At 61.5% G+C, this 23561-nt stretch carries 25 protein-coding genes and 1 tRNA gene; 11 read left to right on the plus strand and 15 right to left on the minus strand.

All coding sequences use genetic code 11. The annotated features are described in order from the left end of the window. Positions 1–14 precede the first annotated feature (14 nt). Positions 15–977 (minus strand): LysR family transcriptional regulator, encoded by a 963-nt coding sequence (locus ACODR6_RS17405; protein ID WP_112711539.1) that lies wholly within the window; start codon positions 975–977, stop codon positions 15–17. Positions 978–1112: 135 nt separating this feature from the next. On the opposite strand from ACODR6_RS17405, the gene ACODR6_RS17410 reads away from it, so the two are divergent. Then, a complete protein-coding gene (locus ACODR6_RS17410; RefSeq protein WP_112711538.1) occupies positions 1113–1727 on the plus strand; it encodes an FMN-dependent NADH-azoreductase in 615 nt (204 codons plus the stop codon). Positions 1728–1800: 73 nt separating this feature from the next. On the opposite strand, the gene ACODR6_RS17415 is transcribed toward ACODR6_RS17410, so the two are convergent. From ACODR6_RS17415 to ilvA, 3 genes are all read right to left on the minus strand, one after another. Next, entirely contained in the window at positions 1801–3069 is a 1269-nt protein-coding gene (locus ACODR6_RS17415; RefSeq protein ID WP_489023483.1) for a GGDEF domain-containing protein, read from the minus strand. A gap of 157 nt (positions 3070–3226) precedes the next feature. Continuing rightward, positions 3227–3559: an HlyU family transcriptional regulator gene (locus ACODR6_RS17420; protein WP_489023256.1), complete on the minus strand. Its 333-nt coding sequence runs from the start codon at positions 3557–3559 to the stop codon at positions 3227–3229. Positions 3560–3596: 37 nt separating this feature from the next. Then, entirely contained in the window at positions 3597–4853 is a 1257-nt protein-coding gene (gene ilvA, locus ACODR6_RS17425; protein ID WP_489023258.1) for a threonine ammonia-lyase, read from the minus strand. A 178-nt stretch (positions 4854–5031) separates the two neighbouring features. Between ilvA and ACODR6_RS17430 the strand changes: the two genes are divergently transcribed. Then, the gene (locus ACODR6_RS17430) at positions 5032–5427 is read left to right on the plus strand and encodes a VanZ family protein (protein WP_489023260.1); all 396 of its coding nucleotides are present in this window, start codon (positions 5032–5034) and stop codon (positions 5425–5427) included. Positions 5428–5575: 148 nt separating this feature from the next. On the opposite strand, the gene ACODR6_RS17435 is transcribed toward ACODR6_RS17430, so the two are convergent. Then, entirely contained in the window at positions 5576–5956 is a 381-nt protein-coding gene (locus ACODR6_RS17435; protein WP_489023262.1) for a hypothetical protein, read from the minus strand. A 182-nt stretch (positions 5957–6138) separates the two neighbouring features. Between ACODR6_RS17435 and ACODR6_RS17440 the strand changes: the two genes are divergently transcribed. Continuing rightward, positions 6139–6224, plus strand: a tRNA-Leu gene (locus ACODR6_RS17440). A gap of 5 nt (positions 6225–6229) precedes the next feature. On the opposite strand, the gene ACODR6_RS17445 is transcribed toward ACODR6_RS17440, so the two are convergent. The 4 genes from ACODR6_RS17445 to wrbA form a co-directional block, all read right to left on the minus strand. Continuing rightward, positions 6230–6637, minus strand: coding sequence for a GFA family protein (locus ACODR6_RS17445; RefSeq protein ID WP_489023264.1), 408 nt, complete (start codon positions 6635–6637; stop codon positions 6230–6232). Positions 6638–6707: 70 nt separating this feature from the next. Continuing rightward, complete coding sequence (locus ACODR6_RS17450) at positions 6708–6974, minus strand: hypothetical protein (protein ID WP_489023266.1); 267 nt, start codon at positions 6972–6974, stop codon at positions 6708–6710. A 329-nt stretch (positions 6975–7303) separates the two neighbouring features. Beyond that, complete coding sequence (locus ACODR6_RS17455; RefSeq protein WP_489023268.1) at positions 7304–7465, minus strand: hypothetical protein; 162 nt, start codon at positions 7463–7465, stop codon at positions 7304–7306. Positions 7466–7599: 134 nt separating this feature from the next. Then, a complete protein-coding gene (gene wrbA / locus ACODR6_RS17460; RefSeq protein ID WP_112711518.1) occupies positions 7600–8196 on the minus strand; it encodes an NAD(P)H:quinone oxidoreductase type IV in 597 nt (198 codons plus the stop codon). A gap of 222 nt (positions 8197–8418) precedes the next feature. Here wrbA and ACODR6_RS17465 point away from each other — a divergent pair, with 222 nt between their 5' ends. From ACODR6_RS17465 to ACODR6_RS17485, 5 genes are all read left to right on the plus strand, one after another. Further along, entirely contained in the window at positions 8419–9195 is a 777-nt protein-coding gene (locus tag ACODR6_RS17465) for a competence/damage-inducible protein A (protein ID WP_489023269.1), read from the plus strand. Between the two features lie 111 nt (positions 9196–9306). Next, positions 9307–10149, plus strand: coding sequence for a universal stress protein (locus tag ACODR6_RS17470; RefSeq protein ID WP_130278479.1), 843 nt, complete (start codon positions 9307–9309; stop codon positions 10147–10149). A gap of 159 nt (positions 10150–10308) precedes the next feature. Beyond that, complete coding sequence (gene gpt, locus ACODR6_RS17475; protein ID WP_112711515.1) at positions 10309–10803, plus strand: xanthine phosphoribosyltransferase; 495 nt, start codon at positions 10309–10311, stop codon at positions 10801–10803. Positions 10804–11000: 197 nt separating this feature from the next. Further along, positions 11001–11594, plus strand: a complete 594-nt coding sequence (locus tag ACODR6_RS17480; RefSeq protein WP_489023272.1) for a hypothetical protein — start codon at positions 11001–11003, stop codon at positions 11592–11594. Positions 11595–12184: 590 nt separating this feature from the next. After that, on the plus strand, positions 12185–16009 hold the full coding sequence (locus tag ACODR6_RS17485) for a vitamin B12-dependent ribonucleotide reductase (protein ID WP_489023274.1): 3825 nt from the start codon (positions 12185–12187) through the stop codon (positions 16007–16009). Positions 16010–16510: 501 nt separating this feature from the next. Here the strand turns inward: ACODR6_RS17485 and ACODR6_RS17490 are convergent. Next, a complete protein-coding gene (locus tag ACODR6_RS17490; RefSeq protein ID WP_489023276.1) occupies positions 16511–16807 on the minus strand; it encodes a GIY-YIG nuclease family protein in 297 nt (98 codons plus the stop codon). Positions 16808–17010: 203 nt separating this feature from the next. Here ACODR6_RS17490 and ACODR6_RS17495 point away from each other — a divergent pair, with 203 nt between their 5' ends. After that, positions 17011–17223, plus strand: coding sequence for a hypothetical protein (locus ACODR6_RS17495; protein WP_112711510.1), 213 nt, complete (start codon positions 17011–17013; stop codon positions 17221–17223). Between the two features lie 90 nt (positions 17224–17313). Next, positions 17314–17907 carry a carboxymuconolactone decarboxylase family protein gene (locus tag ACODR6_RS17500; RefSeq protein ID WP_489023278.1) on the plus strand — a complete coding sequence of 198 codons (594 nt, stop codon included), beginning with the start codon at positions 17314–17316 and terminating at the stop codon, positions 17905–17907. 419 nt (positions 17908–18326) lie between these two features. On the opposite strand, the gene ACODR6_RS17505 is transcribed toward ACODR6_RS17500, so the two are convergent. From ACODR6_RS17505 to ACODR6_RS17520, 4 genes are all read right to left on the minus strand, one after another. Further along, entirely contained in the window at positions 18327–18518 is a 192-nt protein-coding gene (locus ACODR6_RS17505) for a hypothetical protein (RefSeq protein WP_203429011.1), read from the minus strand. Between the two features lie 19 nt (positions 18519–18537). Continuing rightward, positions 18538–19533, minus strand: a complete 996-nt coding sequence (locus tag ACODR6_RS17510) for an alpha/beta hydrolase (protein ID WP_489023280.1) — start codon at positions 19531–19533, stop codon at positions 18538–18540. 116 nt (positions 19534–19649) lie between these two features. Beyond that, entirely contained in the window at positions 19650–20495 is an 846-nt protein-coding gene (locus tag ACODR6_RS17515; RefSeq protein ID WP_489023282.1) for an oxidoreductase, read from the minus strand. Between the two features lie 89 nt (positions 20496–20584). Next, positions 20585–21472 (minus strand): LysR family transcriptional regulator, encoded by an 888-nt coding sequence (locus ACODR6_RS17520; RefSeq protein ID WP_489023284.1) that lies wholly within the window; start codon positions 21470–21472, stop codon positions 20585–20587. Between the two features lie 128 nt (positions 21473–21600). Between ACODR6_RS17520 and ACODR6_RS17525 the strand changes: the two genes are divergently transcribed. Then, positions 21601–22434, plus strand: a complete 834-nt coding sequence (locus tag ACODR6_RS17525; protein WP_489023286.1) for an oxidoreductase — start codon at positions 21601–21603, stop codon at positions 22432–22434. A gap of 56 nt (positions 22435–22490) precedes the next feature. On the opposite strand, the gene ACODR6_RS17530 is transcribed toward ACODR6_RS17525, so the two are convergent. After that, a complete protein-coding gene (locus ACODR6_RS17530) occupies positions 22491–23477 on the minus strand; it encodes a zinc-dependent alcohol dehydrogenase family protein (protein ID WP_489023288.1) in 987 nt (328 codons plus the stop codon). Between the last annotated feature and the right edge of the window lie 84 nt (positions 23478–23561).

Consider the following 23561-nt stretch of genomic DNA (forward strand, 5'->3'; position numbering starts at 1 on the left):
GCGGTAACGCCGGCCTATTCTGCCGCTTCCTGCATCGAGGTCAGCGCGGCAAGCTGCTCCTGGAATTCACTGTGGCTCGGGCACATGGACAGGAGATTACGGAAGCGGTCGATCAGCCAAGCCGTCGCCGGTCCCGGGGGATTGGCGATCTTGTGCAGGCTGTAGATCGGATATTCGCCCTGCTCGTAGGCAGGAAGATCGAGCTGCACCAGCTTGCCGGAATTCAGGTCGTCGCGTGAGACCGAAGCCGGCAGGCCGCCCCAGCCGAGGCCGCCTGCAATCAGCTGGTGCTTGATAGCGATGTCGCTGACCCGCCAGGTCCGGTAGGAGAGCACGTTGAAATCGCGCCCGTTGGTGATGCCCGAGGTATCGCGCACCACCATCTGAACCTCTTCGCGCACATCCGAAAGCGTCAACGGACGGCGAAGCTTCGCGAGCGGATGGAAAGGTGCTGCGACGGGGATCATGAAGGAATGGCCGATGCGCTCGGCAACCAGCGTATCGTCCTGCTTCATCAGCGCGCCGCCGATGCCGACGGTCGCTTCCCCGGTTGCCACCATGTTCATGACTTCGCCGAGCTCGCCGACCATCAGGTTGACAGTCACCGACGGGAATTTGGTGCGGAACTCGCGCAGCACCATCACGACGGCCTGCGACGGCACCATGACGCTAATGGCGATCGAGAGTTCGGCTTCCAGCCCCTCTTTCAGGTTTTTCACGCGGGCACGCATGACTTCGAGATCGGCGACAAGCCGGCGGGCATCGGCCAGCATCGCATGGCCGGCCTTGGTCAGCTTCGGCTGGCGGGCGCCGGAACGCTCGAAAAGCTCGACCTCCAGCTGCGCCTCGAGATTGGCGATCGTGTAGCTGATGACTGACTGCGCGCGGTTCAGAAGGCGCGAGGCGGCGGAGAAGCTGCCGCTATCGGCAACGGTCAGAAACACCTGCAACTGGTCCAGCGTCGGGTTCGGGAGCATATCTAATCCATCGATAGTTTCGATCTATATTATCCCAGTTTTTTCGATAGCAGGCCAGTCCTATTTCTCTCCTCGAAGCCGCGGCGAACCTCCCTGACAGCCACGGCAAACCCAATTCGAAATGAGGAGCCTGCCATGTCTTCCATCCTTCTTCTGACCTCCAGCCCGCGTGCTGAATCGCTGTCGACCACGATCGCCGCCGATCTCGCCAACAAGATCGCCGCCCAGAACGCAGGTAGCGTCGTCGTTCGCCGCGACCTCGCCGCCAACCCGCTGCCGCATATCGACGACCTCTTCACCGCCGCGATCCGCAAGCCCGCAGACCAGCGCACCGCGCAGGAAGCCGAAGCGGTCAAGACTTCCGACGCTCTGGTTGACGAACTGCTCGCCGCCGACACCGTCGTCATCGGCACCGGCCTCATCAACTTCAATATCTACTCGTCGCTGAAGACCTGGATCGACAACGTCGCCCGCGCCGGCCGTACCTTCAAGTACACGGAAAGCGGCCCGGTCGGCCTCGCTACCGGCAAGAAGGTCTATGTCGTTCTCGCTTCGGGCGGCGTCTATTCGCAGGGTCCGGCCGCCGGCATGAACCACGCCGTCCCGTACCTGAAGTCGGTTCTCGGCTTCCTGGGCATCGCCGATGTCGAGACCATCTATGTCGAAGGCCTGGCCTTCGGTCCGGAAGCTGCCGAAAAGGCAATCGGTGCGGCCAAGGCTCGCGCCGAAGAGATCGCGCTCGCAGCCTAATCGGCGCAACGCATATTCGAGGAAAACGGCCGGTTCATTACCGGCCGTTTTTCTTTGCCCATGATTTGAAAGGTCAGCCGACCTTGACGAGACCGGAGCGGCCGACAACGCAGTTGCGGCCGCTTTTCTTTGCCTGGTAGAGCCGGTCGTCGGCGGCAGCGAGAACGGTGGTGAAGCTGACGCCGTCCTCGTCGGCGGTGGCGACGCCGATGCTGACGGTGACGGGCTTGCCATCCGGGGTCTTGACGCTCGTCGCGATCGTCCAGCGCAACCGCTCTGCGACGATCAGGCCTTCCTCATGATCCGTTCCCGGGCAGACGGCGACGAACTCCTCGCCGCCGAAGCGGAAGACCCGGTCGGCCGAGCGCAGGATGGTGCCGAGCCGTCCGGCGATCGCCTTCAGCACCTCGTCGCCCTGCAGGTGGCCGAAATTGTCGTTCACATCCTTGAAGTGGTCGGCATCGATGATGATCACGGTGCCGTAGAGACCCTGGCGCTGCGCCTCGCGGATCATCACCGGCGCTTCCAGCTCCATGCGGCTGCGGTCATAGACACCGGTCAGGATATCGCGGCCGGTGCGGTCGAGGAGATCGTTGTAGCGCTCGCGGAAGGTCAGGTCGCCGAAGACGTCGCTGATCGAGCGGGCGGCGGCCGGCACGCCGTCGCGGCGGACGTAGATCTCGTAGAGCGCAAACAGCACGGTGTAGACGCAGACGGCGAACATCTTCGCCTTCCAGCCATCCCAGAAGGCCGACAGCGGCACGCCGAGGAAATAATGCAGGCCGCCGAAGAAGCCTACCTGGTCAAACGTCAGCAGCACGAAGCCGCAGATCATGAAGCGCAGGATGACCTTCCGCTTGATATAGCGGCCGAGCCGCTCATAGAGCAGGATGATGCCGATGGAATCGAGATAGAGGATGGCGGTACCCCAGATCATCAGCCATCCCATTTCCTTCAGGAAACCGAAATCCGCTTCGTTCCCCGGCGACATCTCGATCGTGTGATGCAGTTGCAGGATCCAGGCGATCGCCACCGTCAGCAGGTTGCCGATGAACAGGCCGTAGATCGGCTGGCGGACTGTCGAGGCATCCTCCTGCAGATAGAGCATCAGGATCATCATCAGCTTGCCGGCGAAGAAGACCGACGAACCGGGCGACGCGACGCCGAACGGCAGGTTCACGTAGAAGACCGCCGCCAGATAGGTTTCCATGAAATGCATGACGCCGAGAGCGGTGACGAACACACCGAGGCCGAGGCGATTGCGGAAATGCAGGAGTGTCACCATCAGCCCGAGGTAGCCGATGGCTTCAAGAACGAAGAGACCGAGATTGGTGGCCTCTATCATGCGCCGGAAACCCTGCCCTGGCAGAACTGCCAGCGGCGCTTCATTCCGGTCTTGGGACGGGCTGCAACAACCACGAAATGATCCTGCGATTCCTTTCGCAGCACCTTTGACGGCAATCACTTAAAATTAAGTGACAAAGCAGCCGCTTGTGGATTTAGACCTGACGCTGCTTGACACCGTCTCCGAAGAGCGAGGCGCCGTGCTGATCGATGATCTGCTGGGCCTTGCGCACCGTGCATTCGTTGGCATCGTCGAGCGAGGAGAACATGTCGGCACGGATGAAAGTGCGCACAAGCACCTCATCGCCGGATGTCTTTTCGATGCGGCCGGCAAGGCGATACTGGCCGCCTTCCTTCTGCGGTTCGGCATAGATCGCGCAGTCTCCGTAGAGCTGCGGCTCTGCCGACTTGGCGCTGCTGCCGCCGCCTTCGCTGGGCTTTGCGCCGCCGGAGAACATCGAGAAAATGCTGGAAAATATCGAAGCCATGTTTCGCCTTTAACACGGGGGACTTGCTGCCGCAAAGTCAAATGATGAGGTTTGCCAGGATCTCATTTTCGGTGATGTCCTCGAATCCCATGCCCGACTTCTCGAAATTTTCGACCAGCGTCGCGAAATTCTCGGGCGCCTTTGTTTCGATGCCGATCAGGATCGAGCCGAAATTGCGCGCCGTCTTCTTCAGATATTCAAAGCGGGCGATATCGTCGTCGGGACCGAGCAGATTGAGGAAATCGCGCAGTGCGCCGGGGCGCTGGGCAAGCCGCAGGATGAAGTATTTCTTCAGGCCGGCATAGCGCATGGCGCGCTCCTTGACATCAGGCAGGCGCTCGAAATCGAAATTGCCGCCGGAGACGACGGCAACGATTGTCTTGCCGTGGATATCTTCCGGGTTCATCGACGCCAGCGCCGTCAGCGACAGGGCACCTGCCGGCTCGAGCACGACGCCCTCGACATTCAGCATTTCGGAGATCGTCACGCAGATCGCGTTCTCCGGCATCAGCATCACCTGATCCGCCCGGAAATCCTTGAGCGCCGCGAAGTTCAGATCGCCGATACGGGCAACGGCCGCGCCATCAACGAAATTGTCGACTTTGGCGAGCGTTACCGGTTCGCCTGCCTCGATGCTGCGCTTCAGGCTCGCGGCACCCGCGGGCTCGGTGAAGACGAAGCCTGATTTTGCGACGATGCCGTCGAGATAGCCGGTGATGCCGGCTGCCAGACCGCCGCCGCCGACAGGCATGACAATCATGTCGGGCACCTTGCCATCCGGCAGCTGCTGCATGACCTCGGCTGCGACAGTCGCCTGCCCCTCGATGATATCCTCATGATCGAAGGGCGGCACCATGACGCCACCCGCCTGCTCCGCGTGATCGCGCGCTGCCTGGTAGCATTGGTCAAAGAAGTCGCCGTAGAGCTTGATGGTGATGAATTCGGCGCCGAACATGCGGGTCTTGTCGATCTTCTGCTGCGGCGTCGTCACCGGCATGAAGACGACGCCCGGCACGCCGAAATGACGGCAAACGAAGGCGAAGCCCTGAGCGTGATTGCCGGCCGAGGCGCAGACGAAGGTGCGCCCCTCGCCGCCTTCGGCGATCGCCTTGCGGAAGAAATTGAAGGCGCCGCGGATCTTGTAGGAACGGACCGGAGAAAGGTCTTCGCGCTTCAGCCAGATATCGGCGCCATAGCGTGCCGAAAGATGATCATTGAGCTGCAGCGGCGTAGCCGGGAAAAGGCTGCGCAGCGCTTCCTCGGCCTTTTCAACATCCTGACGGTTGACGGTCATCGGTCCATTCCTCATTTCGCCCGCCCGCTATGGCACAGAGCGGCGCCCGAAAGAAAGCCTCAAACCGGGCAAGCCGGTTCGCCCTTCGCGAAAGCATTTCTTAAGCTCAGCCGCCGAACACGCGGTGGACACGGCTTTTTGCAGTGCACCACGCGGCGCGCCCTGCTAATATGACAGGATGATAACACCGAAATTCATGAGGCCGCTGGCCTGGCTGGTGCTGGCCGGCATCGTCTTCGTCACGATCTCCCCGATCGGCCTGCGCCCGCACACCGTGACCACCGTCGATTTTGACCGGGCGCTCACCTATGCCGTGACCGGCTTCATCTTCGTGCTCGGCTATCCCAAGCAGTGGAAGCTGATCGTGCTGCTGCTAGCCTTCGGCGCGATCGCCATCGAGGCGCTGCAATATTTCTCGCCGACCCGCCACGCCCGCCTGCATGACGGCATCATCAAGGGCATAGGTGCTGCCATCGGCGCCATGGCCGCCCATGGCCTCCTGAAAATCCGCGCCCGCAAGGCCGCGCCCAAAGCCCCCGCCGAACCCGCCTCCTCCAGCGCCGCCCTTGACTGAATCGCTGATGTCGTTGATTGAGTAGCGCGCTGCGGGCGTGGCGAAACTGGTAGACGCAAGGGACTTTGGTCCGAAGCTGGATATGAACAGCAATCAAGCCGTTGGTCTTCGCTGGCAGCTAGCGCACCAAATAAGGAAGCTCTTAACGCTACACAGTTTCGAATTCGGCATCATTGAGCTTCAGGCTGCTGTTAGAGAGCATCACATTAAAGCGCTTGAAGTACCGGAAAAAATCAGCAATTGACAAATCTACTTCAATCGCTCGGAGCTTGAACGAGCCGCCATTTTCCATCTGTTGAGCAACCTCGGCAATGCTGCTTCCCTGGCCAACGAAGGCAACGATCCCCGGATTTGGAATTGCTTGGCCACTGTTTTCATTAAAGACAATTTCGAAGCCCACGACATGCTCGTCGGCGTGCTTCAGGCCGCGCTCCACAAGAAGGTCGCCGAAGCTCAAATTGTCGCTGCGATCGGCGGCCACGGTCCCAGTGTAGTCATTGTACTGCGTTGCCGCTCTGAAACTTTGCATGAAAACCTCCAAATTAGGTTACAATGCAACTTAGATTTGAATGGTATGCACTCTTTTCAAGGGGGCCGCCTTCAATCCACGGCTTAATAATCAACGCATGCAAATCGGCCCCCGCCGAACCCGCCTCCTCCAGCGCCGCCCTTGACTGAATCGCTGATGTCGTTGATTGAGTAGCGCGCGCTGCGGGCGTGGCGAAACTGGTAGACGCAAGGGACTTAAAATCCCTCGGCCTTAGGCTATGCGGGTTCGATCCCCGCCGCCCGCACCAAGCGTTCACTCCGGATCCTTGTCGTAGACGGTGATGCCTTCGGGCAGTTGCACCCAGCGGTGCCTGCGGCAGTCGTAGACAGAATCCCGGGGCGGCGGGAAATCGGGGTCGGCGAAGGCGCCGACGGCGATGCCGACCGAGCGGTGATCCCCGCCTTCTTCCGTATGATAGAGATTGGTGCCGCAGACCGGGCAGAAGCGGAAGCGGAATTTGGCGCCCTGATCGCCGGTGCGGACATAATCGGTGGCGCGGCCGATTACCTTGTAGCCAGGGCCGAAGGCTGCGAGGGCGGCGAAGACGCTGCCGGTGCGGCTCTGGCAGGCGAAGCAGTGGCAGACGCCGACGCCCAGCGGCTCGCCCTCGACCGTGATCTGCAGCTGGCCGCAGGTGCATTTGGCAATTCTTGTCACCATGGCGCGAAACTCCGTGGGCGGGATCTGCCCGAAAGCTGGCGCGGATGGCGGTGAAGTCAAACCGCCGATCTCACCAGTGGCGAATCTTCCAGTAGTCGGAACCGGTGCGGCGCGAGATCAGTTTCAGCGTGCAATCGGGCTGGACGACATATTTCTCGAAGACGCGATAGCCGAACTTATCGGGGAATTCGTGGTCGACGACATGGCCGGGCGCCGCCTCATAATAGACCACCCGGCCGCCATAAGTCAGGCTGCCACGCATCGGTTCGGGCGGCGGCATCGTCGCGTTGCAGCTCGCGAGAGCCAGCAAAAGCATCAGCGGGACAATGGCGCGCATCGGCGAATCTCCTTTTCATTCAGCCATATAGGAGCTTCGCTCAGGGTGTCAGCGGCGATTGCCCCATTTTTGAGCAAGCGGGTGATTTGCCGAAGGCTTTATCATGCTGTTCGAATGTGCTTGTATACCGGGGAAAACGAGACCCGGGCGGTTGAATGCCGGGTTCAGCATGCAAGAATGACGATGCGGCGTATGGGTAAAGCTAGTCTTGTGGGAGTAAGACGGTGGTTTACGATTGGGATGGCGTCAGAACGAAGCGTTTGAAATTCTATAAGACGACGATGGCCTGCCTGTTTGCAACGGCGGTTGTCGCGGTTTCGTTCTTCGCGTTAGCTTCGCAACTTCACAATCTCGGCGGGTGAACCCGTCTTCAGCTTGGCGCTTTCATCGTCCTTACCGTCGAAATCGATGGTGAGCGCGAGAAGGATCACCGAAAGGCACAACAGCCCGGCGATCACGCAAGCCAGCAGTTTCATCATATAGCGGTCCATCAGGGCCTCCTTACGCGTCTCCTTATGATTTTATCATATACGCATGGAATGCGCCAAAACGCCGCCCGCACGAAGACGTGAAAACGGCGCAGCCTCGGGCCGCGCCGTTTTCAATTTTTCAGGCCGTATGAAGCTTAGGCGAGCTTCGCAGCGATCTTGGCGACATGGGCGCCCTGGAAGCGTGCACCTTCGAGTTCGATCTCGGAAGGCTGGCGCGAGCCGTCACCGTTGGTGATCGTCGACGCGCCGTAGGGCGAGCCACCCTTGACTTCTTCGGTGCCCATCTGGCCCTGGAAAGCGTAGGGAAGGCCGACATAGGCCATGCCGTGATGCAGGAAGGTCGGCACGAAGCCGAGGATCGTCGATTCCTGGCCACCGTGCTGCGTAGCGGACGAGGTGAACATCGAGCCGACCTTGCCGACGAGCTTGCCGCCAAACCACAGACCGCCGGTCTGATCCCAGAAATTGCGCATCTGCGAGGCAACAGTGCCGAAGCGGGTGCCGGCGCCGACGATGATCGCGTCATATTCTGTGAGTTCGTCTACCGTTGCGATCGGAGCCTTCTGGTCGAGCTTGTAGTAGGAAGCCTTGGCGACTTCTTCCGACACGAGTTCCGGAACGCGCTTGACGGTTACGTCGGCACCAGCCGACTTCGCGCCTTCAGCAACGGCATAGGCCATGGTTTCGATGTGGCCGTAAGCCGAATAGTAGAGAACGAGGACTTTTGCCATTTTCAAGCTCCGTCTGGGTTGATGTGCATTAAACCGGCGATGGTTCTATCAGCGCGGCGGTGATGGCGCATCCCTTCCGGCAAGAACTCACTGTTCACTCAGCGGAGACGCGAAAGTGCTTGCTGTCTTATTTTTGTGATATTGCTTTACCGTTCAGCCGCATTTGCAAGCGGGGAAATCGGCGCTACCTATAGCGGACCCATTTCATTCCGGACGTTTTCCATGACCAATCAGACCATCGTTACCGCCGCCATGCTCGCCATCGGCGACGAACTGCTTTCGGGCCGCACCAAGGACAAGAATATCGGCTATCTCGCCGATCTGCTGACTTTGTCGGGCATCGACCTCAAGGAAGTCCGCATCGTTGCCGACGAGGAGGATGCAATCGTCGAGGCGCTGAATGCGCTGCGCGCCCGCTACGAATATGTCTTCACCTCCGGCGGCATCGGCCCGACCCATGACGATATCACCGCGGACGCGGTTTCAAAGGCTTTCGGCCTGCCCTGCGAGCATGATGCGAAAGCGATGTCCCTGCTCGGAGACATGTACAAGCGCCGCGAACTGGAATTCACCGAAGCACGCCAGCGCATGGCGCGGATGCCACGCGGTGCCGCCCATATCGAGAACCCGGTCTCGACGGCGCCGGGCTTCATCATCGGCAATGTCTATGTGATAGCCGGGGTGCCGCAGGTGTTCCAGGCGATGATCGGCAATGTGCTGCCGACACTGAAGACCGGTGCCAAGGTTCTGTCGCTGGCTATCGCCTGCCCTTACGGCGAAGGCGATATCGGCACGCCGCTCGCGGCTATCCAGAAGGCGCACCCGGAAACCAGCATCGGCTCCTATCCGCGCTATGTCGGCCAGAAATTCTCGACCGAGATCGTCGTGCGCGGCCGCTCGCAGGATGTCATCGAGGCTGCCGGCAAGGATGTCGAGGCGATGATCGAGGATATCCGCAAGGCCAAGGAAATTGCCGAGAACCATTCGGCGGAAGCGTAAGCCCCAGCCCCTCTCCTCTCAAACCATTGATCTCAGTCAAGGAACCGCAACGCAGGCCAACGCATTCTTTTCATGCGGAAGTTCATTTCAGCCGCCCAAGGAGAATTTGATATGTCCTACAAAACCATACTCGCCATTCTCGATACTGCCGATAACAGCGGTGCCGTCGCCGATTTTGCGATGACGCTTGCTGCTGCCCACGGCGCGCATGTGATCGGGCTGCATGCCGAGACGATCTCGGCCGTGCCGCTGGTGGCGCCGATGGAGATTCCCGATCCCGTCGCGGTGCAGGCGCTGCAGGACATGGCGCATTCGGAGACCATTGAGGTCGAGCGGATCTTCAAACAGAAGGCGGCGGCGAGCGGCGTCTCCTTCGAGTGGCGCAGCTTCGCCACCTCGACCGGCTACGGCTCGGCGCCGCTGATCGAAACCGCCCGCAGCGCCGATCTGCTGATCGCCTCGCAGGCCGATCCGGCGCGGCCCTCCGACAGCCATGTCGATGTCGACAACTTCCTGTTTGAAAGCGGCCGCCCGGTGCTGATGATCCCCTACATCATCCGCAACCCGAAGCCGATCAAGCGGGTGCTGATCGCCTGGAACGGCTCGAAGGAAGCGGCCCGCGCCACATTCGACGCGCTGCCGATCCTCAAGGGCGCCGATGCGGTAGAGATCTTCTCCGTCGATCCTGTCGACAGCGCAACGCAGAGTGCCGGTCTCGCCGGCGCCGATATCGCCGCCACCCTCGCCCGCCATGGCGTCAACGCGACGCTTGCGACTGCCGAGAGCGCCAGCAAGAGCGCGTCGTCGGTGATCGAGAACCGGCTTTCCGACAACAGCATCGATCTTCTGGTGATGGGCGCCTATACGCATTCCTGGCTCTGGCAGACGATCTTTGGCGGCACGACCAAGTCCCTCTTGCAGTCGATGACGGCGCTGACGCTGCTATCCCGTTGATGATTGCGTGCCGGGACTTGCGTTCCGGCCGCAAATGCCGCTATTTCAGGCGACCGGTGACGGGCCCCGGCAATCATTCGCGCAGCTCCGGCTGCGCGATTTGCGTTTGTGGTCGCCCTGAGGTCGCCGGCGGTTTCCATCATGCCGCGGAGCAGTCCCATGTCCCTTCCCGATAAAGCCTTTCCCGTTTCCTGGGACCAGTTTCACCGCGATGCGCGCGCGCTCGCCTGGCGGATCGCAGGATTGAACAAGGAATTCACAGGCATCGTCTGCATCACCCGCGGCGGCCTGGTTCCGGCAGCGATCATCTGCCGCGAGCTCAACATCCGCCTGATCGAGACAGTCTGCGTCGCCTCCTACCACGACTATGTGAACCAGGGTGACATGGTCGTCCTGAAGGGCATCGCGCCCGAGCTGCAGGAAAATGGCGGCGAAGGCATTCTCGTCATCGACGACCTGACCGACACCGGCAAGACGGCGGCCCAGGTGCGCGGCATGCTGCCGAAGGCGCATTTCGCCTGCGTCTACGCCAAGCCCCAGGGCGTGCCGACCGTTGATACCTTTGTCACGGAAGTCAGCCAGGATACGTGGATCTATTTCCCGTGGGATATGGGCTTCACCTATCAGGAGCCGATTGCAAAAGGCCCGAAATAAACCTAAAGATGATAATATCCGAAGCAGCAGCCGCTGCGGGTATTGATTGTTATCTTAGTAATATTGCGAATGTATAGTGGGTGCTCGGCAAGGGCATCCACAGTTTACCGGCATCAGGGCGCGCCGGAAAACATGCCCCCCGCTGCATAGACTATATGGGCAACCGCGTGCCGTCAGGCGCGCAGCAAGGAAGGGCAATGCGCTACGGGGGTTGGGTCATTGCGGTCGCGGCTTCAGGGCTTTCGATCTCGCCATTTGCGCTGCCCGCGCCGTCCTATGCCGAACCTGCCTATATCTCCGTCGTGCGCGAATATGTGGATACCGTGGTCCGGCCGATGGTCAACAATCCCGTCGTTCTGAAAGCCATCAAGGACCAGAACGTCCGCTTCGGCGATGTCAGCAAGACCGATATCCAGGTTCTGGACGGCACCTACCGCTCCGAGGTCGAGACCGGCCAGTTCCAGATGATCTCGAAGCTGATGATGAACCCGGTCTCCCGCTATCTGAAATCGAAGCAGGACAATTCCCAGGGCGTCATCATCGAGTTCTTCGTCACCGACAAGAATGGATTGAATGTCGGCGAGAGCCGCACGACGATGGATTACTGGCAGGGCGACGAGAACAAATACCTCCGAACCTTCGCGCGTGATTCGGACGAGACCTTCATCGACCGCGCCGAGCGCGATGACGTGACGCAAATCCTTGAAACACAAGCGAGTTTCACGATCCGGGACGAGACCGGCAAGGCCATCGGCATCGCCACCGTGACGATCGCGCTGGACGCAATCTGAAGCTTCTTCGTGTTTCGAATCGCTAGACCGATTTGCCGACGAAACACCATCGCTAGATTTAAAATTTCGTGTTTTTTTGATGACATCGGTATCATTTCCCGGCTTGACCGCGCCAAGCCCTTGAAAAACAAGGCCTCCAGGCTTTTCCCCAGTGTCCACAGCCCCATCCACAATATGTTGTGGTGAACGCTTCGTTAAAAACCACCCCTTGACGGAATCGCGTGTTTCAAACTTAATGGGATCCGATGTTGCGGCGGCAACTGGACCGGAATTAACGAGGCCGGTTCTCTTCAAAATTCAAGCGTGGAATCAGGGCGTTGCATCTATGACGGATGACCGCTGCGTGGCATTCCTTGCGCAAATTTTTGACCGCCCGGCAGTGACATTGGGGCTGGCGAAAAATAGCTGTTAATACTATATTTAGTGCTAGCAGCCATCATCACCACAATATACAGGAAGGACATCTCCGGATGACACCCCTGTCACAATACGGATACGAGAACTGGCTGCGCCCTTCCTGGCGCGCTGCCGGATGAGGAAACTTGCGCCTTGGTCATCGGGGACGGGCGCGCAGATTAGAGGTTGGCGACATGCGCATTGAACGGCGTTTCACGAAAGCGGAACAAGGTGCCTATGGGGAAATCGAATTCCGCAAGGCGACCAGCGAGATCAAGAACCCTGACGGTTCGATCGTCTTCCGCCTCGAGAACATCGACGTTCCCGCGCAGTTTTCGCAGGTCGCCGCCGACATCCTGGCGCAGAAGTATTTCCGCAAGGCCGGCGTTCCCGCACGCCTGAAGAAGGTCGAGGAAAACGACGTTCCGTCGTTCCTGTGGCGCTCGGTTGCCGATGAAGCAGCGCTGAAGGATCTGCCGAAGGATCAGCAGTACGGCTCGGAAACCGACGCCCGTCAGGTCTTCGACCGCCTGGCCGGCACCTGGACCTACTGGGGCTGGAAGGGTGGCTACTTCTCTTCGGAAGAAGATGCGTCGGCATTCAAGGACGAGCTCGCCTACATGCTCGCCACGCAGCGCGTTGCCCCGAACTCGCCGCAGTGGTTCAACACCGGCATGCATTGGGCATACGGCATCGACGGCCCGGGCCAGGGCCACTATTACGTCGATCCGTTCACCGGCAAGCTGACCAAGTCGAAGTCCGCCTACGAACATCCGCAGCCGCATGCCTGCTTCATCCAGTCGGTTGAAGACGACCTCGTCAACGAAGGCGGCATCATGGACCTCTGGGTGCGCGAAGCGCGCCTATTCAAGTACGGCTCCGGCACCGGCTCCAACTTCTCCATGCTGCGCGGCGAAGGCGAAAGGCTTTCCGGCGGCGGCCGCTCCTCCGGCCTGATGAGCTTCCTGAAGATCGGCGACCGCGCTGCCGGCGCCATCAAGTCGGGCGGCACGACCCGCCGTGCGGCCAAGATGGTCGTCGTCGACATCGACCATCCGGATATCGAGGAATACATCAACTGGAAGGTCAAGGAAGAGCAGAAGGTTGCCGCTCTCGTCACCGGCTCGAAGGTCGTCGCCAAGCATCTGAAGGCGATCATGAAGGCTTGCGTCAACTGCGACGGCGGCGATGACGGCGAGTGCTTCGACCCGGCCAAGAACCCGGCCCTGAAGCGCGAAATCCGCGCTGCCAAGAAGGACCAGGTTCCGGAAAACTATATCGGCCGCGTCATCCAGTTCGCCCGCCAGGGCTACACGGACATGGAATTCAAGACCTACGACACGGACTGGGATAGCGAAGCCTATCTCACCGTTTCGGGCCAGAACTCCAACAACTCAGTCTCGATCAAGGACGACTTCCTGCGCGCCGTCGAAAACGATGGCGACTGGCACCTGACCGCCCGCAAGGACGGCAAGGTCATGAAGACGCTGAAGGCCCGCGACCTCTGGGAGTCGATCTCCTACGCCGCCTGGGCATCGGCCGATCCGGGCTTGCACTTCAACACGACGATGAACGACTGGCACACCTCGCCGGCCGGCGGCCAGATCCGCGGCTCGAACCCGTGCTCGGAATACATGTTCCTCGACGACACGGCCTGCAATCTGGCTTCGCTGAACCTCTTGCAGTTCAAGGACAAGGCAACGAAGCGTATCGACATCGCCGACTACGAACACGCCGTCCGCCTCTGGACCGTCGTGCTCGAAGTTTCGGTCATGATGGCGCAGTTCCCGTCGAAGCGGATTGCCGAACTCTCCTACGAATACCGCACGCTCGGCCTCGGCTACGCCAATATCGGCGGCCTGCTGATGTCCTCCGGCATCCCCTATGACTCGGCAGAAGGCCGCGCCATTGCCGGCTCGCTGACCGCGATCATGACCGGCATCTGCTACGCAACCTCGGCTGAAATGGCCTCCGAGCTCGGGCCGTTCCCGAACTTTGCGCCAAACCGCGAGAGCATGCTGCGCGTCATGCGCAACCATCGCCGCGCCGCTTACGGCGAGACCTCAGGCTATGAGGCCCTGTCGGTCAACCCGGTCGCGCTGATCCATTCCGAAAACCCGGATCAGGACCTTGCCGCCCACGCCAAGAGCGCCTGGGACAAGGCGATCGAACTCGGCGAGAAGCATGGCTACCGCAACGCGCAGGTCTCGGTCATCGCTCCGACCGGCACGATCGGCCTCGTCATGGACTGCGACACGACGGGCATCGAGCCTGACTTCGCACTCGTCAAGTTCAAGAAGCTCGCCGGCGGCGGCTACTTCAAGATCATCAACCGCGCCGTTCCGGATGCGCTGCGTTCGCTCGGCTATTCCGAAGCGCAGATCGCCGAGATCGAAGCTTACGCTGTCGGCCACGGCAACCTGAACCAGGCGCCCGGCGTCAACCCCTCGACCCTGAAGACCAAGGGCTTCACCGACGAGAAGGTGGAAGCCGTCAACGCCGCGCTGAAGAACGCCTTCGACATCAAGTTCGTCTTCAACCAGTGGACGCTCGGCACAGATTTCCTCAAGGACACCCTGAAGGTTTCCGACGAGCAGCTCGCCGACATGAGCTTCAACCTGCTCGATCACATGGGCTTTTCGAAGAAGGAGATCGAGGCCGCCAACGTTCACGTCTGCGGCGCGATGACCCTGGAAGGCGCACCGTTCCTGAAGAACGAGCACCTGCCGGTCTTCGATTGCGCCAACCCGTGCGGCAAGATCGGCAAGCGTTATCTCTCGGTCGAAAGCCACATCCGCATGATGGCGGCTGCCCAGCCGTTCATCTCGGGTGCGATCTCCAAGACGATCAACATGCCGAACGACGCCACCGTCGAGGATTGCAAGAGCGCCTACATGCTCTCCTGGAAGCTCGGCCTGAAGGCAAACGCCCTCTACCGTGACGGCTCCAAGCTGTCGCAGCCGCTGAACGCCTCGCTGATCGAAGACGAAGCCGATGAGGATGCACTCGAAGAGCTGCTGCAGCAGCCGGTCGCGGCCCAGGCCGTCACGGTCACCGAGAAGATCATCGAGCGTGTTATCGAACGCGTGACCCGCGAACGCGAGAAGCTGCCGAACCGCCGCCAGGGCTACACCCAGAAGGCAGCTGTCGGCGGACACAAGGTTTATCTGCGCACCGGCGAATTCGGTGACGGCCGCCTTGGCGAAATCTTCATCGACATGCACAAGGAAGGCGCTGCTTTCCGTGCGATGATGAACAACTTCGCGATCGCCATCTCGCTCGGCCTGCAGTATGGCGTGCCGCTCGAGGAATATGTCGAAGCCTTCACCTTCACCAAGTTCGAGCCGGCCGGCATGGTCATCGGCAACGACGCGATCAAGAATGCCACGTCGATCCTCGACTACGTGTTCCGCGAACTCGCCGTCTCCTATCTCGGCCGTCATGACCTGGCGCATGTCGATACGTCCGACTTCTCGAACACGGCACTCGGCAAGGGCATCCAGGAAGGCAAGACCAACCTCGTCTCGACCGGCTGGACCCGCGGCTACAAGCCGACGCTCGTTCCCGGCACCGGCGACCGCCTGGTCGGCGAACCGAAGGGCGCATCGGCAGCAACGCCTGTCCGCGCCTCCTCGGCCGGCACGGTCACCGCCTTTGCTGGCTCTGCCGCCCGCAAGCTCGAACCGGCAACCGCCGTCGCCACCTCCGAAATCGTCGCCTTCAAGCGCGATTACGAGGAACGCGCCAAGGAACTGGCCGAGGAAATCGCCGAGGAAGTGACCGAAGAGCTCGCTTCCGAAGCCCAGCAGCAGGCCACCGCCCTCTTCTCCGACAAGGCCGCCGCCGACGCTGCGACCGCCAAGACGGAAGCCAAGAAGGTCGAAGCCGAACGCCGCGCCCGCTCCATCATGCAGGGCTACACGGGCAACATGTGCTCCGAGTGCCAGAACTTCACGATGGTCCGCAACGGCACCTGCGAGAAGTGCGACACGTGCGGCGCGACAAGCGGCTGCAGCTGAGTTCTTGATGGACAGTGAATGTGATAGGGGCGCTTCGGCGCCCCTTTTTGTTTTCGTGGCACGGCCGCTCATCACCCGCCCTCATCCTTCGAGGCTCCGGCTTCGCCTCCGCGCCTCAGGATGAGGGCTGGTCGTTGGGCGCTAGGCCGAAAGAAGCAATGCCGCGAGTGAGTTGCTAGAGGTCTGGTCGCCCGTCGCAGGCAAAACGCCCGCTCCAGCCTCATCCTGAGGTGCGAAGCCCAACGGGCGCAGCCTCGAAGGATCGGGGCTGGCCACTGGTGCCTCGTCACCCGCCCTCGACCTTCGAGGCTCCGGCTTCGCTTCCGCACCTCAGGATGAGGGCTAGTCAGTGGCGCCCGGCCGATGACAGGCATGTCGCAATTGAATTATTGGATGTCTCGGTTCTTGCCGCGAGGCGGAGCGCGACACCCACTCCAGCCTCATCCTGAGGTGCGAAGCCGGCAGGGCGCAGCCTCGAAGGATCGGAGCTGGCCACCACCCCTACTTTACCGACACCGGCCCGCGCTTCGACAGACTAGGCAACGCCTCATAATTCAGGGCGATCAGCGCCTCCTTCTTGCGCCGCGACCAGCCCTTGATCTGCCGCTCCCTCGCTATGGCATCGATAATGCGGTCGTAGGTCTCGGTGAAGACCAACTCGACGGGCCGGCGTTTGGCGGTGTAACCGTCATAGACGCCAGCATTGTGCTCCCAGACGCGCGCTTCGATATTCTGCTTCGTCAGCCCGGTATAATAGGAGCCGTCGCGGCATCGCAGGATGTAGACGGTCACTTCCATGGACTGCTCCGATGCCGACGACGGACGCTACCATGGCGAGTGCCGGAGCTACAACCCGCCCTCGTCCTTCGAGGCTTCGGCTTCGCCTTCGCACCTCGGGATGCGGGCTGGCCGTTGTGCGCGTGTTGTTTTTGCCTAGAAACACCGGCCGGCTTCATGCCATATGCAGACATCAAGACAGCCGGTTGAGTTTGGGTAGGATCATGGACGAAAAACAATTCCTCGCGCTTTGCAAGAACGGGCAGTTCAAGGAAGCGCTGGCGCTGGCGAATGAGGGCCGTGAGGACCAGAAGTTTACGCCGAGCCGGTTCTCGATGGACAAGAAGACCAAGAAGCCGATCTTCTATCGCGGCAACAAGCGCGTCGAAGTCGATGAAAACGGCGAATGGCAAATTTCCAAGAATACACATGATTGAGCGCTTGCTGTGACCGCCGGCGCGCGAAGCGCATAGGCGAAAAGGCCATTCTGGAATATCCTGAGCGGACCAGAAACGGAGGATCGCGCCATGGCCTTCATTCACACTCCCGATGCATCCACAAATGACAAGACGGCATCGATGTATGCCGCGGCGGAGGCGAGTTACGGGTATCTGCCGAACATGTACCGCGCCTTCGGGCACCGGCCGGAGGTGATGGAGCATTGGGGCGCGCTGCTGTCGAGCATCCGCAGCCACATGACGCTCAGGCGCTACGAGCTGGTGACGCTGGCTGCCGCCAAGGAGCTGAAATCCTCCTATTGCATGCTGGCGCACGGTTCCGTGCTGCTGCGCGAAGGCTTTACCAATGACGGGCTGGCGGCAACCGCCGATGGCGGCGAGAAGGCGCCTGTCGATGCGGGCGAGCGGGCGATCATGGCGTTTGCCGCCAAGGTGGTGCGCGACGCCACCAGTATCAACCAGCAGGATGTCGACGCGCTGAAGAAGCACGGGCTCTCGGATGCGGAGATTTTCGATATCACGGCAGCGGCCGCCGTGCGCTGCTTCTTCTCGAAGATGCTGGATGGTCTCGGCGCTGCACCCGACCATGCCTATGCCGAGCGGCTCGATCCCAATCTGCGCAAATCGCTCGCCATCGGCCGGCCGATCGAGGGGCTCGTCTAACAATGCAATCGACCTCTCGCCGTCCACCACCTTGCGGCTGTGGCTGGTTCGTGGAGCATGCGGCTTTTCTCGCTTAGGTTCCTCGGGTCACTCAACGCTGACGGGAGGAAATGATGGCTTACAGGAAGCGCAACGGCAAAGATACCTGGCATTGGTGCCGCAACTGCAGCAACTGGCCGATGTCAGACTATGACGAACGCCCTACGAAGCCTGCGAGCGGCGAGCTTTGCAATGAGTGCTTGGCCAAGGACAATGCAGGAAACTGCACCAAGTAGATTATTCACCCCTCGGTCCCTTTGCGTCTCAGTGGGATCAAGTGCGCCCAGTATTGGGGCATGGGCGTGGAGACGTGAGTCAGCCACCGCGCAGACGAGCGGTGGCTGGATTCCTGTGACAGGCACAGGCATGAGGGAGCGGCCCTAGGCCCGCCGTCTGGCGAGCGCGATCACCACGACGCCGACGATGGCGGCCAGCGCGCCCCAATAGATCCAGGGCGTCTGGTCGATCATGAAGCTCTCGGCGGGATAGGGGAAGTAGCCGCTGCCCTGCCCCATCCAGACGAGGCCGACGAGGATCAAGAGTATTCCGAGCACATAGGCGGCCTTGGTCATTGGCGGTCTCCTGCCCGCGTTATTGCTGCGGGCTGTCGGCGAAATGGCGCATGGCGAATTCGGCGATGCGCTGGTTGGATTTGTCGGCATCCTCGAGCAGATGCGGGAAGAGCTGCCAGCCGTGGATCAAGCCCGGCCAGACTTCAAGCGTCACATCGACACCGGCCTGGCGTGCCTTGTCGGCAAGGCGCAGGCTGTCGTCGAGCAGCGCTTCGCTGCCGGATACCTGCAGCAGCATCGGCGGCAGACCGGAAAGATCGGCGAAAAGCGGCGAGACGGCTGGATCCTGCGGCGCGGTGGCGCCGAGATAGGGCTTGGCGAACGCATCGATCACCGCCTTGCTGATCACCGGATCGGTCGCGGCATTGGCCTGCATCGAGGCGCCGCTGGCGGACAGATCGGAAACCGGGCTGATGGCGACGAAGGCTGCAGGAAGCTGGCGGCCAGCCGCCTTCTGCCGCAATACCGCTTCGAGCGCCAAGTTGGCGCCGGTGCCATCACCGGCGACGACGATATTGCCGCTCTCGTAGCCGTTTTCGAGCATCCAGCGATAGGCGGTCCTGATATCGTCGATCTGCGCCGGATAGCGCCCCTCCGGCACCAGACGGTAATCGATCAGCAGCACGTCCGACGAGGCCGCCTTGGCGAGCGAGCCCGCCAGCAGCCGGTGCGTGCGCGGCGAGCCACCGTGAAAACCGCCGCCATGGACATAGAGAATGCCGCGGCGGCCGAGCGGATGGTGAAGGCGGGCCGGCCAGATGAGATCGGCCTCGACGCCATCCGCATCCATATGGCGGATCTGCACACGGGTCGGTTCGGGGTTGTCGGCCATGAAGCTGCGGAAGGCGGCGGCCCGCTTTTCCGGCGTCGCGGCCTCGGCGAAATGCTTGGTCCAGCGGGAGCTCAGCGTCTCGACCTCGGTCTTCGACTTGGCGCTCTGCGGCGGCACATCGGCGGCGATCGCGAGCCCGGCCAAAGCAGGCAGGAGCGCAAGCGCCAGAACGGCCGTCCTCATCGCCCTTGCCTGAGATATTAACCGGTCATGCATCCAACCCTCCGAAAACCGCGGCCGCCCTGCCCGATCATCGGACAGGACGGCCGCAGAAGTCAAAGGGTTGCTCGGGATTGCCCTCAGCTTTTCGGGAAGTCGGCGCCGATGCTGGTATCCTTCCAGGCTTCGACGAGCGCCAGCCGCTCGGCAAGCTTCTTGGTGACTGCTTCATAGCCGAAGGCACCTAGCACGAGATGGCGGGGCGCCTTCTCGACCTCGGTGATCTTGATCATCGCCTCGGCAGCACGCACGGGATCACCCGGCTGCTGGCCGCTATAGCCCGATGTCTGCTTCATGCGCCCGGCAGCGGTCTCGGCATAGTCGGCGATCTTGCTTTCCGTCTGGCGCAGGGAACGGCCGGCCCAATCGGTGCGGAACGGGCCGGGTTCGACGCAGGTGACCTGGATGCCGAGGGCAGCCGTCTCGGCCGCCAGCGAATCCGAGAACCCTTCGACGGCGTGCTTGCTGGCCGAATAATAGCCGGATGCCGGGAAGCCGATGAAACCGGCAACGGAGGTGATGTTGATCACATGGCCGCGGCGACGGGTGCGCATGCCGGGCAGCACGGCGCGGGTCATGGCGAAGAGGCCGAAGACATTGGCTTCGAATTGATCGCGGATTTCCTGATCGTCGCCCTCCTCGATCGAGGACTGGTAGCCATAACCGGCATTGTTGACGAGAACGTCGATGCGGCCGAAGCGCTCCTCGGCTTCCTTGACGGCCGAGGCGATCTGTCCCTTGCCGGTGACATCGAGCGCGATGGCCAGCGCATTGTCATGACCTTCGGCGAGATCGGCGACGCGAGCCTTGTCGCGGGCGGTGACGATGGTCGGCCAGCCGCGGGCAATGGTGAGCTTGGCCAGCTCGCGGCCGAAGCCTGTCGAACAGCCGGTGATGAACCAGACGGGGGCGTTGTCTTGGGACATGGTATTTTCCTGATCTTTGGGGAGTGCCTCTGGGAGGCAAGAGGTAACAACACTGATGTAGGTCGAAACGGCCGGATTTCCAGACCAGCCTACTCCGCCCGGATCGCCTCGATCAGCGCCCGGAAGCCGGCCGACATGTGGCGGCGGCTTGGATAATAGAGGTAGAGCGGCTCCTCGGGCTGGCACCAGTCGTCCAGCACCTTGATCAACCTGCCGGCGGCGACATGCTCGGCGACGCGGTTTTCCCAGACATAGGCGAGCGCGACGCCGCCCAGCGCAGCCTGGGTCATCAGTTCGTGATCGTCGAGCGACAGCGGCCCGTTTGGATGGAAGGTGACCGGCTGGCCGTCGCGCTCGAAATCCCAGGGATAGCGGACGCCCGAAGGATACATGTTCTGGATACAGAGATGGCGCTTCAGATCATGCGGCGTCAGCGGCTTCGGGCGATGCTCGAAATAGGCGGGCGAGCCGACGACGACGAGGCGCAGGCGCGGCCGGATGCGCAAGGCAATCATCCCCTCGGTGACGCGCTCGCCGAAACGGATCCCGGCATCGAAGCCTTCCTCGACGATATCGACCAGCCGGTCCGTGGCGCTGATTTCCAATTGCAGATTGGGGTTCTTCGACAGCAACGGGCCGATGATATGGCCGATGACGAAGGGGGCAATCGAATTGGCGACGTTGAGGCGCACCTTGCCGAAGGGCGTGTCGCGGAACTGGTTCAGCGTATCGAGCGCCGAGCTGATCTCACCGAAGGCGGGATCGAGGTGGGATTTTAGGAGCTCACCGGCCTGGGTCAACGATACGCTGCGGGTGGTGCGGTTGAGCAGTCGGATGCCGATCCGCTCCTCGAGATTGAGCACGGCATGGCTGATCGCGGACGCAGTGACGCCCCGCTCCTCGCCTGCTTTGCGGAAGCTCAGATGCCGGGCGACTGCAGCGAAGGCCGCCATTTCGGAGAGATCGGTGGCGCGCATTGATGAATTTCACTCAGCATAATTCGGAGAATAACAAATCTTATGCATGAGCGCGCTTCAGGTCAAATTCTCCTAACCGGCACAGAGAGACCGGCACACAACGAAGAGAGATCTGAAAGGAACGTGTCATGAAAGTCTGGTTCATCACTGGTGCATCCCGCGGTTTCGGCGCGCTGATGACCAAGGAAGCCCTTGCCGCAGGCGATGCCGTCGTTGCCACCGCCCGCAATCCGAAGACCGTCATCGATGCCATCGGCGAGCATCCCAATCTGCTTGCGGCAGCACTCGATGTCACCAATGAGCGACAGGCGCAGGAAGCTGCGGCCGCGGCCGTCCAGCGCTTCGGGCGCATCGACATCCTGGTCAACAATGCCGGCTACGGGCTGCTTGGCGCCGTCGAGGAGGCAACGGCCGAGGAGATCGAGAAGATCTATGCGACCAATGTCTTCGGGCTGCTGAAGGTCACCCGCGCCGTGCTCCCCCATATGCGCCGCCAGCGCTCGGGCCGCATCCTGAACTTCTCGTCGATCGGCGGCTATGCCGGCTATCCCGGCTGGGGCGTCTATGGCTCGACGAAGTTTGCGGTGGAGGGCCTGTCGGAATCGCTCGCCACCGAAGTCGAGCCGTTCGGCATCAAGGTGACGATCGTCGAGCCCGGCTTCTTCCGCACGGATTTCCTGGCCGACAATTCGCTGTCGATCAGCCCCGCCTCGATCCCCGACTATGTGGGAACGCCGGCCGGCGACATGCGGGACTTTGCGGCCAGCGCCCATCATGCGCAGCCCGGAGATCCCGCAAAGTTTGCGGCCGGCATCGTGACGCTTGTCAATGCCGAGAACCCACCGCTGCGTATGCCCTTCGGCAGCGATACGGTGGCCAAGCTCGGCGAGAAGAATGCTTTCGTCGAGCAGGAACTTTCGGCCTGGCGGGCGCTTGCGGTCTCGACCGACTTCGCCGCCTGAGGGCAGACCTCATCGCCAAAATGCCGCTCGCGGATTGCGGGCGGCGTTTCGGTGTCTCAGGCGATATCGATCACCAGCTTGCCCTTGGCCTGGCGTTCCTCGATCAGGCGGTGCGCCTCGGCGGTCTCTTCGAGCGTGAAGCGGCGGGCATCGAGGCGCGGGACAAGCTTCCCGGCTTCCGCAAGCCTGGTTGCTTCCTGCATGATTTCGCCGTGATGCTCGCGGCCCTCGCCGGTCAGGAGCGGCAGCAGCGTGAAGACGCCGGAATAGCTCGCGGCCTTGAAGGAGAGCGGCGCCAGCGCATGCGTGCCCCAGCCGAGACTGGTCACCACATGGCCGAAGCGCCTGACGGCTTTGAAGGCGGCATCGAGCCCTGCCCCGCCGACCGTGTCATAGACGAGATCGAAGCCCTTGCCGCCGGTATATCTGGCGACATAGTCCTCGACGCTTTCGGCAGTGTGATCGATGGGGGTCGCGCCGAGGCTGCGGATATAATCGGCCTTCGAGGCGCCATCGGCAGCGTAGACGTCCGCGCCGAATGCCCTGGCGATCTGAACCGCGACGTGGCCGACACCACCGGCGCCGCCGAGGACCAGAACGCTCTGACCTGATTTCACGGCAGCGCGATCGACAAGGCCTTCCCAGGCGGTGATGAAGACCAGCGGCAGGGCCGCCGCCTCGCGCATCGTCAGGTTCGCGGGCTTGATCGCCAGCAGGCGGGCATCGACAGCGGCGAATTCCGCCAGCGAGCCCTGCACGCCGCCGACGCCGCCGGTCATGCCGTAGACTTCATCGCCGGGGCGGAAGCCAGAGACACCCTGGCCGACCTCTTCGACGACACCGGCCATGTCGATGCCGAGAATGGCAGGCAGCGGCTGGCGGGCATGCTCTGCGGCACCGGCGCGGATCTTGGCGTCGAGCGGGTTGACGCCGCTCGCCTTGATGCGAACGAGGACTTCGCCGGCAGCAGGCTTCGGGCGGGCGATCTCGGCCAGCCGGAACGGTGCATTGTGGTTTTCAAGGATCAGGGCTTTCATGCTCATGTCGGTCACTCCGGTTTCGATGGCCGGATGATCTCCCCAACACGATTGAATGAAAATCAAAGATATCGCATGATCTCCATTCAT

The sequence above is a fragment of the Rhizobium sp. FG96 genome, from assembly GCF_057808655.1.

Coding starts and splice junctions, on each gene's coding strand:
- ACODR6_RS17405 (WP_112711539.1), bottom strand. CDS start 977: ATGCTCCCGAACCCGACGCTGGACCAGTTGCAGGTGTTTCTGACCGTT.
- ACODR6_RS17410 (WP_112711538.1), top strand. CDS start 1,113: ATGTCTTCCATCCTTCTTCTGACCTCCAGCCCGCGTGCTGAATCGCTG.
- ACODR6_RS17420 (WP_489023256.1), bottom strand. CDS start 3,559: ATGGCTTCGATATTTTCCAGCATTTTCTCGATGTTCTCCGGCGGCGCA.
- ilvA (WP_489023258.1), bottom strand. CDS start 4,853: ATGACCGTCAACCGTCAGGATGTTGAAAAGGCCGAGGAAGCGCTGCGC.
- ACODR6_RS17430 (WP_489023260.1), top strand. CDS start 5,032: ATGATAACACCGAAATTCATGAGGCCGCTGGCCTGGCTGGTGCTGGCC.
- ACODR6_RS17435 (WP_489023262.1), bottom strand. CDS start 5,956: ATGCAAAGTTTCAGAGCGGCAACGCAGTACAATGACTACACTGGGACC.
- ACODR6_RS17445 (WP_489023264.1), bottom strand. CDS start 6,637: ATGGTGACAAGAATTGCCAAATGCACCTGCGGCCAGCTGCAGATCACG.
- ACODR6_RS17450 (WP_489023266.1), bottom strand. CDS start 6,974: ATGCGCGCCATTGTCCCGCTGATGCTTTTGCTGGCTCTCGCGAGCTGC.
- ACODR6_RS17455 (WP_489023268.1), bottom strand. CDS start 7,465: ATGGACCGCTATATGATGAAACTGCTGGCTTGCGTGATCGCCGGGCTG.
- wrbA (WP_112711518.1), bottom strand. CDS start 8,196: ATGGCAAAAGTCCTCGTTCTCTACTATTCGGCTTACGGCCACATCGAA.
- ACODR6_RS17465 (WP_489023269.1), top strand. CDS start 8,419: ATGACCAATCAGACCATCGTTACCGCCGCCATGCTCGCCATCGGCGAC.
- ACODR6_RS17470 (WP_130278479.1), top strand. CDS start 9,307: ATGTCCTACAAAACCATACTCGCCATTCTCGATACTGCCGATAACAGC.
- gpt (WP_112711515.1), top strand. CDS start 10,309: ATGTCCCTTCCCGATAAAGCCTTTCCCGTTTCCTGGGACCAGTTTCAC.
- ACODR6_RS17480 (WP_489023272.1), top strand. CDS start 11,001: ATGCGCTACGGGGGTTGGGTCATTGCGGTCGCGGCTTCAGGGCTTTCG.
- ACODR6_RS17485 (WP_489023274.1), top strand. CDS start 12,185: ATGCGCATTGAACGGCGTTTCACGAAAGCGGAACAAGGTGCCTATGGG.
- ACODR6_RS17490 (WP_489023276.1), bottom strand. CDS start 16,807: ATGGAAGTGACCGTCTACATCCTGCGATGCCGCGACGGCTCCTATTAT.
- ACODR6_RS17495 (WP_112711510.1), top strand. CDS start 17,011: ATGGACGAAAAACAATTCCTCGCGCTTTGCAAGAACGGGCAGTTCAAG.
- ACODR6_RS17500 (WP_489023278.1), top strand. CDS start 17,314: ATGGCCTTCATTCACACTCCCGATGCATCCACAAATGACAAGACGGCA.
- ACODR6_RS17505 (WP_203429011.1), bottom strand. CDS start 18,518: ATGACCAAGGCCGCCTATGTGCTCGGAATACTCTTGATCCTCGTCGGC.
- ACODR6_RS17510 (WP_489023280.1), bottom strand. CDS start 19,533: ATGAGGACGGCCGTTCTGGCGCTTGCGCTCCTGCCTGCTTTGGCCGGG.
- ACODR6_RS17515 (WP_489023282.1), bottom strand. CDS start 20,495: ATGTCCCAAGACAACGCCCCCGTCTGGTTCATCACCGGCTGTTCGACA.
- ACODR6_RS17520 (WP_489023284.1), bottom strand. CDS start 21,472: ATGCGCGCCACCGATCTCTCCGAAATGGCGGCCTTCGCTGCAGTCGCC.
- ACODR6_RS17525 (WP_489023286.1), top strand. CDS start 21,601: ATGAAAGTCTGGTTCATCACTGGTGCATCCCGCGGTTTCGGCGCGCTG.
- ACODR6_RS17530 (WP_489023288.1), bottom strand. CDS start 23,477: ATGAGCATGAAAGCCCTGATCCTTGAAAACCACAATGCACCGTTCCGG.